Annotated in this window: 13 protein-coding genes; 8 read left to right on the forward strand and 5 right to left on the reverse strand. The window is 41.9% G+C overall.

Annotation, left to right across the window (positions count from 1 at the left end):
* Positions 1 to 19: 19 nt before the first annotated feature.
* Together sstT and AC5SLM_RS01275 are read right to left on the reverse strand one after the other, a co-directional pair.
* Positions 20 to 1,231 carry a serine/threonine transporter SstT gene (gene sstT, locus AC5SLM_RS01270; RefSeq protein WP_495249111.1) on the reverse strand — a complete coding sequence of 404 codons (1,212 nt, stop codon included), beginning with the start codon at positions 1,229 to 1,231 and terminating at the stop codon, positions 20 to 22.
* Positions 1,232 to 1,348: 117 nt separating this feature from the next.
* Entirely contained in the window at positions 1,349 to 2,623 is a 1,275-nt protein-coding gene (locus AC5SLM_RS01275) for a 4Fe-4S binding protein (RefSeq protein WP_495249112.1), read from the reverse strand.
* 264 nt (positions 2,624 to 2,887) lie between these two features.
* Here AC5SLM_RS01275 and AC5SLM_RS01280 point away from each other — a divergent pair, with 264 nt between their 5' ends.
* From AC5SLM_RS01280 to AC5SLM_RS01290, 3 genes are all read left to right on the forward strand, one after another.
* Positions 2,888 to 3,088 (forward strand): DUF3185 family protein, encoded by a 201-nt coding sequence (locus AC5SLM_RS01280; RefSeq protein WP_495249113.1) that lies wholly within the window; start codon positions 2,888 to 2,890, stop codon positions 3,086 to 3,088.
* The gene (locus tag AC5SLM_RS01285) at positions 3,081 to 3,224 is read left to right on the forward strand and encodes a lmo0937 family membrane protein (protein WP_495249114.1); all 144 of its coding nucleotides are present in this window, start codon (positions 3,081 to 3,083) and stop codon (positions 3,222 to 3,224) included. The genes AC5SLM_RS01280 and AC5SLM_RS01285 overlap by 8 nt, the downstream gene beginning before the upstream one ends.
* Before the next feature lie 196 nt (positions 3,225 to 3,420).
* Positions 3,421 to 3,864, forward strand: a complete 444-nt coding sequence (locus tag AC5SLM_RS01290; protein WP_495249115.1) for a c-type cytochrome — start codon at positions 3,421 to 3,423, stop codon at positions 3,862 to 3,864.
* A gap of 100 nt (positions 3,865 to 3,964) precedes the next feature.
* Here the strand turns inward: AC5SLM_RS01290 and AC5SLM_RS01295 are convergent, their stop codons facing one another.
* The 3 genes from AC5SLM_RS01295 to AC5SLM_RS01305 form a co-directional block, all read right to left on the reverse strand.
* Positions 3,965 to 4,315, reverse strand: coding sequence for a hypothetical protein (locus AC5SLM_RS01295; protein WP_495249116.1), 351 nt, complete (start codon positions 4,313 to 4,315; stop codon positions 3,965 to 3,967).
* Between the two features lie 114 nt (positions 4,316 to 4,429).
* Positions 4,430 to 8,410: a PAS domain S-box protein gene (locus AC5SLM_RS01300; protein ID WP_495249117.1), complete on the reverse strand. Its 3,981-nt coding sequence runs from the start codon at positions 8,408 to 8,410 to the stop codon at positions 4,430 to 4,432.
* 310 nt (positions 8,411 to 8,720) lie between these two features.
* On the reverse strand, positions 8,721 to 9,287 hold the full coding sequence (locus AC5SLM_RS01305; protein ID WP_495249118.1) for an NAD(P)H-dependent oxidoreductase: 567 nt from the start codon (positions 9,285 to 9,287) through the stop codon (positions 8,721 to 8,723).
* Positions 9,288 to 9,427: 140 nt separating this feature from the next.
* Here AC5SLM_RS01305 and AC5SLM_RS01310 point away from each other — a divergent pair, with 140 nt between their 5' ends.
* The 5 genes from AC5SLM_RS01310 to AC5SLM_RS01330 all read left to right on the forward strand — a co-directional run bounded on the left by AC5SLM_RS01310 (position 9,428) and on the right by AC5SLM_RS01330 (position 13,164).
* Positions 9,428 to 9,769, forward strand: coding sequence for a winged helix-turn-helix transcriptional regulator (locus AC5SLM_RS01310; protein ID WP_495249119.1), 342 nt, complete (start codon positions 9,428 to 9,430; stop codon positions 9,767 to 9,769).
* Positions 9,770 to 9,861: 92 nt separating this feature from the next.
* Positions 9,862 to 10,998 carry a nicotinate phosphoribosyltransferase gene (locus AC5SLM_RS01315; RefSeq protein WP_495249120.1) on the forward strand — a complete coding sequence of 379 codons (1,137 nt, stop codon included), beginning with the start codon at positions 9,862 to 9,864 and terminating at the stop codon, positions 10,996 to 10,998.
* Between the two features lie 54 nt (positions 10,999 to 11,052).
* Positions 11,053 to 11,304 (forward strand): type II toxin-antitoxin system RelB/DinJ family antitoxin, encoded by a 252-nt coding sequence (locus tag AC5SLM_RS01320; protein ID WP_495249121.1) that lies wholly within the window; start codon positions 11,053 to 11,055, stop codon positions 11,302 to 11,304.
* Complete coding sequence (locus AC5SLM_RS01325; protein WP_495249122.1) at positions 11,301 to 11,486, forward strand: type II toxin-antitoxin system YafQ family toxin; 186 nt, start codon at positions 11,301 to 11,303, stop codon at positions 11,484 to 11,486. Before AC5SLM_RS01320 ends, AC5SLM_RS01325 begins: the two co-directional genes overlap by 4 nt.
* A gap of 118 nt (positions 11,487 to 11,604) precedes the next feature.
* Positions 11,605 to 13,164, forward strand: a complete 1,560-nt coding sequence (locus AC5SLM_RS01330; protein ID WP_495249123.1) for a hypothetical protein — start codon at positions 11,605 to 11,607, stop codon at positions 13,162 to 13,164.
* Positions 13,165 to 13,174 lie beyond the last annotated feature (10 nt).

Consider the following 13,174-nt stretch of genomic DNA (forward strand, 5'->3'; position numbering starts at 1 on the left):
CCTTACATGTAAGGGGCTATTAAATCTCTCTTTCGTCGCACGCAGCGGTAAATACAACGTCCGTGGAGCTGTTTAGCGCTGTTTCCATGGAGTCTTGAATCACCCCAATCACAAAGCCAATGGCCACCACCTGCAAGGCGATGTCGTTGCTAATCCCAAAAAGGCTACACGCCAGAGGAATGAGCAACAACGACCCGCCCGCCACGCCGCTCGCACCGCAGGCTGCAAGAGCTGAAACCACACTAAGCAAAAGTGCCGTTGGCAAATCCACAGGAATGCCCAAAGTATGTACCGTGGCTAATGTCAACACCGTAATCGTCACCGCCGCGCCCGCCATGTTGGTTGTCGCCCCAAGCGGGATGGAGATGGAATAGGTGTCTTCATTTAGACCCATTTTTTTGCACAAGTTAAGGTTCACAGGGATGTTCGCCGCCGAACTTCGCGTAAAAAATGCCGTAATGCCACTCTCTCTAAGGCAGGTAAAGATGAGCGGATAAGGGTTTTTCTTGCGTTTGATAAACACGATGAGCGGATTGACCACAAACGCGATAAACAGCATCGTCCCCACGAGCACTAGCAGGAGTTTTCCGTAGCTTAGCAACGCGCCAAATCCCGTTTGTGAAAAGGTCTGTGCAACCAAACCAAAAATGCCAAGGGGTGCCAAGCGGATGATAAAACGAACGATTTTCGTCACCCCTTGGGCGATGTCATGGGAGACGTTTTTTGTTTCCTGTGAACTGTAGTGCATGGCGACACCAAAGGCGATAGCCCACACCAAAATGCCTATAAAATTGCCTGTAGCTAGGGCGTTAACAGGGTTGTCTACCATGTTAAACAACACACCTTTTAACACACCAATAACACTATCAGGTGGATTAAGGCTGCCATTTGCCGCGTCAATGAGCACCAAATGCACAGGAAACAAAAAGCTAGCAACCACCGCAATGAGCGAGGCTAAAAACGTGCCAATGAGGTACAACACAACAATAGGCTTCATGTTTGCCCCTGTGCCCACTTCTTTAGTAGCAATGGCCGTCGACACCAACACAAACACCAAAATAGGCGCAATCGCCTTCAGCGCACCCACAAACAAAGACCCAAAAATCGAAACAGCCTCCGCAGCTTGGCTTGAAACCGAAGCCACTACCACACCCAAAACAATACCCGCCATAATCTGAAACACCAAGTTTCCATTGGCAAGCCTAGGGATTAAGCCACCCTTTGCCTCCATATACCGTCCTTCATTATTGCCCAAAGCAATCGTATTTTACTCTTGGCCAAAAATTGACCGACGAGATTGTAGCAAAAAAAGAGTGAATCCCAAGAAACTAACCCTTACATGTAAGCCCTAGTAATCGGCCAAAAGTTTTCCCAGGTAGCGTGATTTGACCTGTTCGCTTGCCATGATTTGTTGCAAGGGAGGCAGTTTTAAAATGACACCTAGAATGGTGGCCATCGCACGGTGCGACCAAAGGGCTTGATTGTCAAAGATAAAGTTTTGGAGCTTCCCTCGCTCTATGGCCATCATGACGGCCCTGTGGGCGCCATTGATGGGGGTGAGTATCCTTTTGCCAAGGTGTTTTAAACTTAAGGCATCATTTTTACAGACATCAACGCACACGCCACAGCCTAGGCATCTATCGGCGTTGAGGGTCGCTTTTTTTTGCTTTGGTTTATGGGGCTTATTCGCCGAGGTGATGCTCATGGCTTCAACCCCGCACACTTCTGCGCATTTACCGCATCCTGTACAGTTTTCTTCGTCGATGAGAGGCAAAAAATTGGTGGTATGCACGGGATTTAAAAAGGCAAATTTTCGAGCAGCAACCAACGCTTCACAGCAACACCCGCAGCAATTACAGATGAAATTTACGCCATGCTGAACGTTTTCGCCAAATTGCACGAGGTGGTGTTCGTGGGCTTGGTGCAACAGCTCCATGCCTTCTATTTTGTCAACGCGTCTTGCATAGCTGTATTTTGTGAGAGACTGGGCACTGGCGCCAAAGGTCATGCAAATATCAAGCGGCGCATCGCACGCTTGGCCTAAGTGCATTTTTTTGTGCCGACAATAACAAGTCCCCACGCCCATGTATTCTGAGCTTTCGATGATGTGAGATGCTCGCTCAAAATCCAGTACATGTAACGCATTTTCCTCGCTCAAGGCTCTTTCATTAACAAAGGTCCTTCCAAGCTGGGTTTGCCCATTGGCAAATAAATCTCTTATAAAATCCTCTTCCACATTAAGGTACTGATGAAAAAGCTCGGAGAGTGTTTTTTGGTCTATCTTCCCGCCCACGCGCATCAGTGAAAACTCAAAAAACCCTGCCATGGGAGGCGGCAGGACGTAGACCGATTCACCGTTTTTGTCTATGTCAAGAAGGATGGCCCTGCTTGAGAGTTCATCGAGGACTTTTTGTGCCTCTAGGAGGGATATTTTCCACCGCTTTGCGGCTTCGTGCACTTGAAAAGGCACGATGGGCAAAAGGGCAACCAGTTCCGCTTCTTTGGGCGAAAAAAGAAGCTCTAGTATGCGGTATAGAGTCTGGGAAGGAGGTGCACCTTGAGGGAAACGGTTGAGCCTTTCGACCAACGCCTTGTAGCCTGATTTGAGTGTATGATGCGACATGAAAAACTCCTAAAAAGCGTCCATTGCCCATTTTACTCTTAAGAAAATTAAACTGTAATTTAACACGCGTAGGGCGGGTGCAACCTGACTTTAGTACTTTTTTATTTTGCCAACCCTCGCCCTTGGTTGCCAAGACGCCGCCTTTACATGTAAGGCTCAAACGCTTAAAAAAGAATTATTGCTGTATAGTAAGTACACCTTCGTAAGGCTAGAATCTTTCAGCCTAGGGAAGCACAGGAGTTTATTATGACACAAGGATTTTCAATGAAGATTATCGGTCTTGCACTAGTAGTTGTGGGTGTTGGGTTGGCGGTGTGGGGGTATCAGCTCTCTGGTTCTGTTGGCTCACAAATCACCCAAGCAGTGACAGGCTCAGACACCGACAAAGTGATGACCTATTACATCCTAGGCGCGGCGAGTTTTGTGGTTGGGCTTTATCTGTTTAGTAAGAAAAACCATGCTTGAAACCATTGCACTCGTCCTCATCGTCCTTTGGCTTTTAGGATTTGTCACCTCCTATACCATGGGTGGATTTATCCACATTCTTTTGGTTATCGCCGTTGTGGTTTTTTTGCTTCGTGTTATTCGAGGTAGAGTATAAAAAAGCAGGGAGGTCGGCGGTTAACTCCCTGACTGACCCTTTTTCCGAGTAGCTTGGCGTCCATTAAGAAAATACTAAGGATTTTACTTATTATTATCTTAAATTATAAAACACTACTAAACCCTGCAAGCATCATTAAGAAACAAAATAGTAACATTCTAAGGCAGACTTAATATTATCTACAGAAGGAGCAATCATGTTAAAGCAAAGTTTAGCAGGCGTGGCATTAGTGGCTTTGGTGTCAGTCAGTGCTTTTGCTGCCAATACAAGCATAGAGAGAGACGGGGAGACAACATACACGCAGTCTTGCTCTGTATGCCATTCCAATAAAAACATTCCAGAGACTCTTGTCCTTGGCAATGAAAAAGATTGGGCGGAACTTATAGAAGAAGGTCAACAATTTCCCAGTGCGCATGGTTGGATTGGCACACGAAAAATGCCAAGACATGGTGGAGACCCAAAAATCACCCTCAATGAATTCATCAGTGCCGTAGCGTTTATGGCCAACCATTCAGGTGCAAATCCCAAGTGGAAAGAAGCACCTGAACTTGATCCAAAAATGCACAAAGAAATCTTAAAAGAGATACAAATCAGGCTACAAAGAAATGATTTGTACGACAAAGTAGGAATAAAATACTAACCAAAAAGGGGTAATGCAATTGCCTGCTTTTGCCTCTTTTTAAAATCTGTGTCCAACCCCTTGCCAAGGTTTCCTTACATGTAAGGCTTTTGCCTAGGGGTTAATTTTCATCTGGCGCACAAATTGAAAGCTCTTCCATAGTTTTTGCTTTTTTAACACACGGAACGACCGTGTCAAGATAATAATTCAAATCTTTGAGTGCCTCATCTTTCAGTGCCTCATTCCAGTGGGTGAACAGTTCTGGTTCGCCACCGCTCACTTGTGCAAATACGCCCTCGCAACCATTTGCTTGGGTGAGCGTGTTTGCATTTTGGAGACATTTTTGCATGGCTCTAAGATTTTTCTCAGCGAGGATTAATTGCTCTTTCACCAAAGCAAAAACCTCATCGCCCTCTTGTGCATGGACAAAACTCGCGAGAATCAACACCGCAACAACACCACGTACTTTCACTTTTTCTCCTTTTGTTTGCATCATTAAGATGAAAGAAATCTACATGAAAAAGAGTTCCTCTCAGCTCTCCCCAAGGCCTACACACATCCTTTTTTGACATGCTACCGTACATCCTTATTTTCTGCAATAGGCTAAAAATTCATCGTGCGGCATGGGTTTAGCAAAGTAAAAACCCTGCACTTCGTCACAGCCGTAGTGCCGCACAAGACTAATAACATCTTGGTCCTCAACCCCTTCGGCGATGGTTCTAAGGCCCAAGTTTTTTGCCATTTGGATGATGGCTTTGACGATGACATTGTCTTCTTGGTCTTTAAGTATGTCTCGCACAAAGGATTGGTCAATCTTGAGTTTATCAACCGCAAAGCGTTTAAGGTAGGAAAGACTTGAATACCCCGTACCAAAATCGTCAATAGAGAGCTTAATACCTAAATTTTTAAGCCTTTTGATTGCTTGAAGAACATTTTCGGTGTCATGAATCAAAATGGATTCAGTGAGTTCTAATTCCAAGTATTGTGGGTTGAGAGCCGAACTTTCAAGAGCTTTTTTAATGGTATACTCCAGATTTCCACGTTTAAATTGCACCGCTGAGATATTGACTGCCATGGTGATGTTTATGCCTAGGTCGTGCCATCTAGCGGCTTGGTGACATGCTTCGTAAATAACCCACTCCCCAATCTCCAAAATAAGCCCTGTAGATTCAGCGATGGGGATAAATTTCATAGGCGGAACAAGTCCATTTCTAGGATGATTCCATCGCAACAATGCTTCTGCTCCACTAATGGTGTTCGTTTCAAGATCAATCTGCGGCTGATAGTGCAACACAAACTGTTTATGCACAAGGGCTTGTTTCAAATCGTTTTGAATGTGCAGGTGCTCAAAGATTTCCTGCTTCATCGCTTCCGTAAAGAAACAGTACGTATTGCGCCCTGCTTCTTTGGCTTTATACATCGCCGTATCAGCACGCTGTAATAGTGCTTCAAAATGCTGTCCATCATCTGGATATAAGGCAATTCCTATTGAAAGAGAAGATGAAATACTATGTCCATCAAGTTGAAAGGGCTCTTCAATTTCTCTTAAAAGTTTTTGCGCCACAGCAGAGACATCGCCCACATCACGCACATCAGTAAGCATCATTAAAAACTCATCGCCTCCTTGGCGGCTTAGGGTATCGGTTTGGCGAATGTACTTTTTAAGCCGATTTGCAACCATTTTTAGCATCCCATCACCAAGGGCATGCCCCAAAGAGTCGTTAATGGTTTTAAACCCATCAAGGTCTATAAACAAAAGAGCAACTTTAAAACCATTGCGTTTGGCGTAAGCGATGGACTGTTCACATCTGCTTTGGGCTAGCATCCGATTGGGCAGTTCGGTGAGTGCATCATGGTGTGCCAAAAATGCCACTTGCTTTTCGACCATTTTTTGTTTCGTCACATCCTGCACGGTTCCCATGATTGAAGCGGGATTATGGTTCTTGTCATAATACGTGATGGCTTTGGTATGAATGTATTTAAGGGTTCCATCTTTGAGCAAAATGCGATGGGTTGTCTCATAGGGAGTATGTTTTTTTTGCGCTCGATAATAAAGTTCTTTAATATGCGACATGTCTTCAGGATGAATCATCTCTATAAAGAGTTTACGACGGGACTTTGTGTTTTTCGGGTCTACCTCAAAAATGCGGTACATCTCCTCAGACCACGTGATGGCTTGGGTAACAATATCAAGTTTCCAACTACCGATTTTGGCGATACGTTGTGCTTCTTGAAGAATAGTTTCGTTGTCTCTTAGCTGAAGTTCTATTTTTTTATGTTCGCTAATGTCTCGACCGATTGCAAGCACACTGTTGATTTCACCATTGAACCCCACTTCAGGAACCACATGCAAGTGGCGCCATCCTTTGTAGCCCAAAGGGCTTACAAATTCCATCTCTAGCGTTGCTTCTTTGCCTGTTTGAATGACATTTTGCAAAGTTTTTTCAAATAAAAGGCTCTCTTTAAGGGGTGAGAAATCGGAAGGTTTTACACCCAAGAGTTCTTCTTCTAAAAGTCCAGTAATACGCATAGTACTAGGATTGACATAGGTGCGACGGCACTCATGGTCAAAACGCACGATAGTATCAGGAGAGTTTTCGGCGAGAGCTCTAAATTCTCGCTCTCTTTGTGCTATGGCTTCTTCTTGGGCTTTGCGTTCAGTGATGTCACGGGCAATAGCAAGATTGTATGGCATGCCGTTGTACTCAAAATGACTGAAAACTACTTCTACAGGGAATAGAGTTCCATCTTTTCGTTTATTTTCGCCAGTCATCACCCCAAATTCTTTTACACCTTTCCAGATTTCCCTCCATCGCGCCATTGAAACATTGGGGTCAATATGAATAACACCCATGGTAAGGAGCTCTTCTTTGCTATAGCCTAAATCACAACAAGCTCTTTCGTTGACATAGCGAAACATCGAATCTTCATCAATAAGATACACAGCTTCATTGATTTTATCAAGAATAAACTCTTTAAGAAGAAGATTTTCTTGTAACTTTTTTTGCTCGCTAATATCCAGATTGAAACAGGTTAGACCTCTGATTTTACCGTTATCATCACACATTGGAGCGTAAAAAGTTTGCCAGTAGGTGCGTAGAAAATTACTTTCGCCATAGTTGGCTTCATCAACAAAATGCTCTCCTGTAAGTGCTTTGTCAAAAAGCTTTTTAGCTTTGAGCTTGTCATCTTGGCATGTTATAACTTCAAATATATTCATACCGACACTTATGCTTTGACCCCATAGCGCATTCATTATTTTTTCATGGTTTTGATTGAATGCCAAGTACTTATACTCTCTATCCAATGCAAAAATAGCAACATCAAGGGAGCTATTTAAAATAGAAGAGAGGAGATTACCTTGATTATAAAGTTCTAGTTTTGCTTTTTGTTGTTCTGTAATATCCTTGGCAATGCCAAGAACTCCAAGCAGTTTGCCATCGCTATCATACACAGGAGCTTTTCGAGTTTCAAAAAGTCCTTGCCTTCCTATCTCTTTGGTCGTGATGCGTTCTTCGTTCGTGTCAATAGTGCCTTTTTGAATTGCTTTTACATCCTTTTGACGAAAGAAATCCGCTTGTTCTTTCTCCATAAAATCATAATCTGTTTTACCCATAATCGCATCAGCCTTTACGCCAAAAAAGCTTTCAAATGCATGATTACATGTAAGGTATGTGCCATTAATGTCTTTCATCCAAACTAAATCAGGAATAGTGTTGAGTAAAGAGAGCAAACGAGTAGAAGTTTCAACAAGCTCTTCTTCCATTTTTTTGCGCTCAGTAATGTCTCTTCCGATGCACATCACGCTTATGATTTGATTGTCTTTGTCAAATTCTGGAAGAATGCGAATGTGCCCCATGCCACGTTTACCAGTAGTGTCAGTATAATGCATTTCTGTTATAAGTTCTTTCCCGCTTCTAAGAACTTCTTGCAACTGTTCTTCAAACGCAAACGCATTTTCCACGGGAGTTGTTTCGGAGGGTTTTTTGCCCAAGAGGTCTTTGATTGGAAGACCAATGAGTTGTTCAAAAGCGGGATTCACGTAAGTGCGGCGACACTCTTTATCAAATCTAGCAATGGTGTCTGGAGAGTTTTCGGTAAGAGTTCTAAATTCTTTTTCTTTTTGAATCCATTTTTCTTCGATGTGTTTGCGTTTACTAATATCTAGCGTGATTCCATACCAAATGATACTTCCATCGCTTTGGCGCGTGGGTTGAGAACGGGTTTCAAGCCAGACAAGTCCTTTGTTGGGATGAAAGTAGCGAAATTCCATATAAAAACGCTCTAGAGTTTGTGCGGAGTGCTCAATAGCTTCCTTAAAAATAATAAAGTCATCAGGGTGAAAGAAAGCTCGTAATTTTGCAAAGTCGCTCCGAATCGTTTCAGCATCAATGCCATAGGTATCTAAAACATTTTCACTGGCATATAAAAACTCTTCTTTTCCATCCAGATGTCTTTTATAGGAGTAGGCAAATCCAGGGAGATTTTGCACCATAGCGCGCATACACGCACCATTGGATTCCAAAGCACTTGAAGATGCTTTTTCTCTAGGGCTATTACACATCATACTGCTACTATCCTTCACGGGATACACATTGACAGAAAAAAAGGAGACTCTCGTTTTGGAAGATGAAAAAAATGTTGGCCATTCACACTCCTTGACTCAACATGAAGTTGAGGCTAAGATTTTTGATTTCAAAGATTTTATCATTCAAAAAGTCATGTAATGGTCATATCATGCGCCCAAAAGGGTGTAATGCCTTTTGGGCATTACAAATCAATAAAAAGTGAAAGTAAAATATGGACGTTCCCGCAAATACAACAACCTCATAAAAAGCTGTAAAAACCTTTACATGTAAGAAAGTCCAAAACAACGATTACTTGCCTTGCAAGTATTTTGAAAGCGAAGTGCTCCAATCCTTTTCTTGCAACAACGCTTTATATTCTAGGGCTTTTTGTGCCAACTCTTCATCGCTGATTTTCAATGCCCGATATACAGTAAAGGGCTGAGTGTAGACCATTTGAGTAAAAAGCGCCGTAGCTTGGAGCGGTTTTAAGAGTTCGCTCAAAGAAGCCTGCACATACGAGCCCGCTTGATAGGCGTATTCGGGTGAGCCTATAGTGATGGCAAGTTTAAACTCTTTGTTGGCAAGTTTGCTTCCCTCGCCTCCGTATGCAAAACCGTACTCCAACACCTTATCTTGCCAATCCTTCAAAAGACCAGGCGTGCTAAACCAGTAGAGGGGAAACTGAAACACGAGGCGTTCATGAGCCAAAAGGAGCGCTTGTTCTTTTTGCACGTCAATCTCTTTCGCGCTGCCATAATGCGCGTAAATGTCGTGGACGCTCACATGCGCTTCGTCTTTTACTGCTTCAATGAGCGCTTTATTAAGGCGCGAGGTTTCCATCGCAGGGTGGGCCAAAACAACTAACGTTTTTTTCATTCTAAGTCCTTTTAAGATTTAATTTCGAGAAATTTATCTTAAATAAACTTATACTATACTTAGTGTAATAAATGTTAGTAACAAGATTATTTCTTCTCTTTTGCCTTTCGTGCTATAATTGCGCCACAAAAGGATATTACATGTACGAGCTAAATGGAGAAGAATTTTTCTGCCCCATGGAGGTTACCCTTCACGTTTTAAACGACAAATGGAAGCTGTTTATCGTCTACACGCTCTTAAGTGGGCCTAAACGCTTTAAAGAGATTTGCGATACGTTTCCCAAGATTACACAAAAGACGATTTCAGTCAAACTCAAAGAGCTAGAAGCTTCGCAAATGATTATTCGGACCGTCTACGCACAAGTGCCGCCCAAGGTGGAATACACCCTAAGCCAAACAGGGCAAAAGAGTGAGCCTATCATAAAATCAATGTATGAATTTGGCCTGTTGTACATCAAACAACACGGATGCAATAAAAAATAACCCCTTACATGTAAGCCCCTCCAAAACCTTTTTGCCCGCGCCCTTGCTTGGCAAAAAAGACCACAGGGGAAGATAAAATCACAAGGAACAGCATGCAAAACAGCAACAACCTTAGCGCCCTCGACGTAAGCGCTTGGACCGATAAATACTTTTCCAACACCCACGCCATCATCGAACACTTTGGCGACACGGAAGTTACGTATGCTTTTTTCTTGCGCCGTCCCGTGCTATGCGCGACCCGCTTGGCTCTTGAGTGGGTTCAAGCGCACGTGGCACAGCATGGCAAAAGCGTCACCATTGAAAGGCTACACGAAGAAGGCGCATGGGTTGGCGCGGGCGAGCCCTTGTTTTACCTTAGCGGTTCGTTCGCTCTTTTGGTGGAACTCGAAACGCTCATTTTGCAAAAGCTAGGCTCCGCTTGCGTCGCCGCTTACAACGCGTATGAGATGTGTCAAATCCTTCCACATGTCGCATTTTTAGCCATGGACGCGCGCCATTGTGCAGGAACGCAGATGGCTGAAATGATGGCTTATGGCGCTTCTGTTGGCTCCCATGCGGCACAACGCAAACTTGGGGCAGTTGGATTTATCGGCAACGCCACCGATGCAACGGCCCATTTTTTCGGACGTGAAAAAGGCCTTGGCACCGTGCCACACGCCCTCATCGGCTACGCGGGCTCAACGCTTAAAGCCGCCCAAATGTTCCATGAATGCTTCCCAAAGGAGAACATCCCCATTTTGGCAGATTATTTTGGGCGTGAAATCACCGACACCCTAGAAGTGTGCAACGCCTTTGCCCATTTAGCCCACGAAGGCAAGATAGCGGTGCGCCTTGACACCCACGGCGGGCGCTTTTTAGAAGGGTTAGATACCCAAAAAAGTTACGCTGTTTTAGGGCGTCACGCGCCTGATGCGGTGCGTGATTACCGCACCGAAGCGGAACTGCATGACCTGATTGGCACGGGCGTTTCCGCAGCGGCGCTATGGAGCATGCGCGAAACCCTCGACAATGCAGGCTTTCCTAACGTGCGCATCATCGCCTCCTCAGGTTTTACCCCACAAAAATGCCAAAGTATGGCATGGGCAAAAGCCCCCATCGACGTCATCGGAACGGGCTCATTTTTACCAGACCGCTGGAGTGAAACCAACGCCACAGCTGACATCATTGCTTACGGTGGTGTGCCAAGGGTCAAAGTTGGGCGGGAGTTTTTACTTAAGAAGAGTCGTTAAATTGTTTGTAATTGTACTACGTTTGTGGTACAATTACATAAAAAAGGAGACACCATGAGAACCAGTACCAGTGTTCGCATCGACGAAGAGGCAAAATTGATTGCCTCCGAAGTATTAAAACAGTATGGCATGAGTTTGAGTGAAGGCATTAACCTTTTTTGCAAGCAAGTTGCCATGACGTATTCCATCCCTTTTGAGCTAAAAGTACCAACAGAACGTATGAAAAAAGCACTCAAAGAGTTAGAGAAAAGAGAAGGAAAAACATTTGATTCCATCGAAGCATTAAAAGCCGATCTTGAGTCATGAAATACTCTATCTTTCGTACATCTTCTTTCAAAAAAGCCTATAAAAAGCTCTCTTCATCTGATCAAGAGCTTGTTTTAACGATTGTTCTCAAACTTGCACAGGATGAAAGTTTGGATGAAAAATACAAAGATCATCTTCTCATAGGCAATTACAAAGGGTGCAGAGAGTGTCACATTAAATAATTGGCTAGAATCCTATTTACCTATAGATATGATATAAGAAATCAAAGGTCGCACGGCTTAGAAAATTAAAAGCTTCACCTTCCTTTTTATGATATAAATTCTTTTACAAAGAAAATAAATGACTAAAAGTTTACAAGAACTCCTGTTCCATAAGTATGCACATGTAAAAAGAGGGACTGGAAATGGAAACATAAAAACACTTATTAATAAGATACAACATTTTTATTATTCCGATGAAATTAAATATTTTTTATTGAGAATTGATAATCATGCATTATTTCAAGCAGAAGACACAATAGATTTTTTTTCTAAAGCTCATAAAGAATATCCGCTTCAACAACTTGTAACAAGGATATATCTCCCATACCTTATTGAAAAATTTATAGTGTATGGAAGCAATAAACCAACAAGTGGAAAAAATTTCTCAGCAGGTGATTTTCGTTCTTTATACAATGATGCAAATAATCTAAAAGGGGTGGATTTAAAAGAAGGTGAAGTTTTTTCCCGACTATTCTTTTTTATGGGCCATGAACAATTTGCATTACAAGAAAATGATTCTATCAGAAGGCTCTATAGGTTTAAAAAATTATTTAAAGATTGCCCCACAACAAAACAGATATCAGATTCAATTTTTTCTATGGATTTAAATAAATTTTTAGTGTTACTCTACGCCCTGTTTGCGTATCTAAATAAGCCCAAATTGACTACATTTCAAATTGATGTGAGCGATTTTAAAAAGTTTGTCATTAATCCCAATAATTGCTTTACTTCAGAGGATGTGGATTATTTTATTGACTATCTTACTATATCACAGGAAGAATTCAAGAAACAATATTTCAATTTGCGTAAAGCTGATGGGGACCCATCAAGTGATTTATTAAGCTACGATGAGCAAAGCAAGATTGATAAAACGTTACCTAAAATTAGTTTTTTTTACCCTCTTTATAAAGATAGAATTACGCAAAATATTTATATTTCTTCCTATACAGCAGTTACACAATTTTTACGACTAGATCGAGTATATTATGATATTGTCGAAAATGGAATAGAAAAAGACTACAAATCAAAATATCTTGGCCCTCTTATTGAAAAATATGTAAAAGATATTATTGAACAATTTATCACAAAACATGCATTACAAGGTAAAGTATCTGTAAAGATTGGAGAAAAATACTACATTGATAGAGACGAAGTTTCTGAGCCTGATGTAATATTTGAAACAGAAAAAAGCATCTTTATAATTGAATGCAAAACATCCGCATTTAACCTAATTCAAACGCTACAAAATTTTTCCAAAAATGCTGCTTCTAAGATTGAGCGTGATTTAGACAAATCGACTAAAAATATTAAAAGATATTTTGAGCATAGAAATCCATACAATGAAAAAAAAGTTTATAAATTTCTGATGTATTTTAATGCTTCTGATGTAATGACAACGGCACTTAATCCAAATGGGCTTAAACAAACAAATTTTATTCTTACAAGCATAGAAGCGATTGAATGTTTATTTCGAGTTAGCAACGATAGTTTAGAAAATATCCTAGACACTTTTATTAAATTGTCAAAAAAGGGAGAAACCAATTCACTATATACGACAATACGAGCACACTATGATATTGATGACAGCGAAGAGGAAGAATACTTTAATAATTTAGCAAAAGAAATTTTAACTAATTAAAAGAAAAAGA

It is taken from the genome of Sulfurospirillum sp. HTRB-L1 (assembly GCF_059415125.1).

Coding starts and splice junctions, on each gene's coding strand:
- AC5SLM_RS01315 (WP_495249120.1), top strand. CDS start 9,862: ATGCAAAACAGCAACAACCTTAGCGCCCTCGACGTAAGCGCTTGGACC.
- AC5SLM_RS01320 (WP_495249121.1), top strand. CDS start 11,053: ATGAGAACCAGTACCAGTGTTCGCATCGACGAAGAGGCAAAATTGATT.
- AC5SLM_RS01275 (WP_495249112.1), bottom strand. CDS start 2,623: ATGTCGCATCATACACTCAAATCAGGCTACAAGGCGTTGGTCGAAAGG.
- AC5SLM_RS01325 (WP_495249122.1), top strand. CDS start 11,301: ATGAAATACTCTATCTTTCGTACATCTTCTTTCAAAAAAGCCTATAAA.
- AC5SLM_RS01280 (WP_495249113.1), top strand. CDS start 2,888: ATGAAGATTATCGGTCTTGCACTAGTAGTTGTGGGTGTTGGGTTGGCG.
- AC5SLM_RS01285 (WP_495249114.1), top strand. CDS start 3,081: ATGCTTGAAACCATTGCACTCGTCCTCATCGTCCTTTGGCTTTTAGGA.
- AC5SLM_RS01300 (WP_495249117.1), bottom strand. CDS start 8,410: ATGATGTGTAATAGCCCTAGAGAAAAAGCATCTTCAAGTGCTTTGGAA.
- AC5SLM_RS01310 (WP_495249119.1), top strand. CDS start 9,428: ATGTACGAGCTAAATGGAGAAGAATTTTTCTGCCCCATGGAGGTTACC.
- AC5SLM_RS01290 (WP_495249115.1), top strand. CDS start 3,421: ATGTTAAAGCAAAGTTTAGCAGGCGTGGCATTAGTGGCTTTGGTGTCA.
- AC5SLM_RS01305 (WP_495249118.1), bottom strand. CDS start 9,287: ATGAAAAAAACGTTAGTTGTTTTGGCCCACCCTGCGATGGAAACCTCG.
- sstT (WP_495249111.1), bottom strand. CDS start 1,231: ATGGAGGCAAAGGGTGGCTTAATCCCTAGGCTTGCCAATGGAAACTTG.
- AC5SLM_RS01330 (WP_495249123.1), top strand. CDS start 11,605: ATGACTAAAAGTTTACAAGAACTCCTGTTCCATAAGTATGCACATGTA.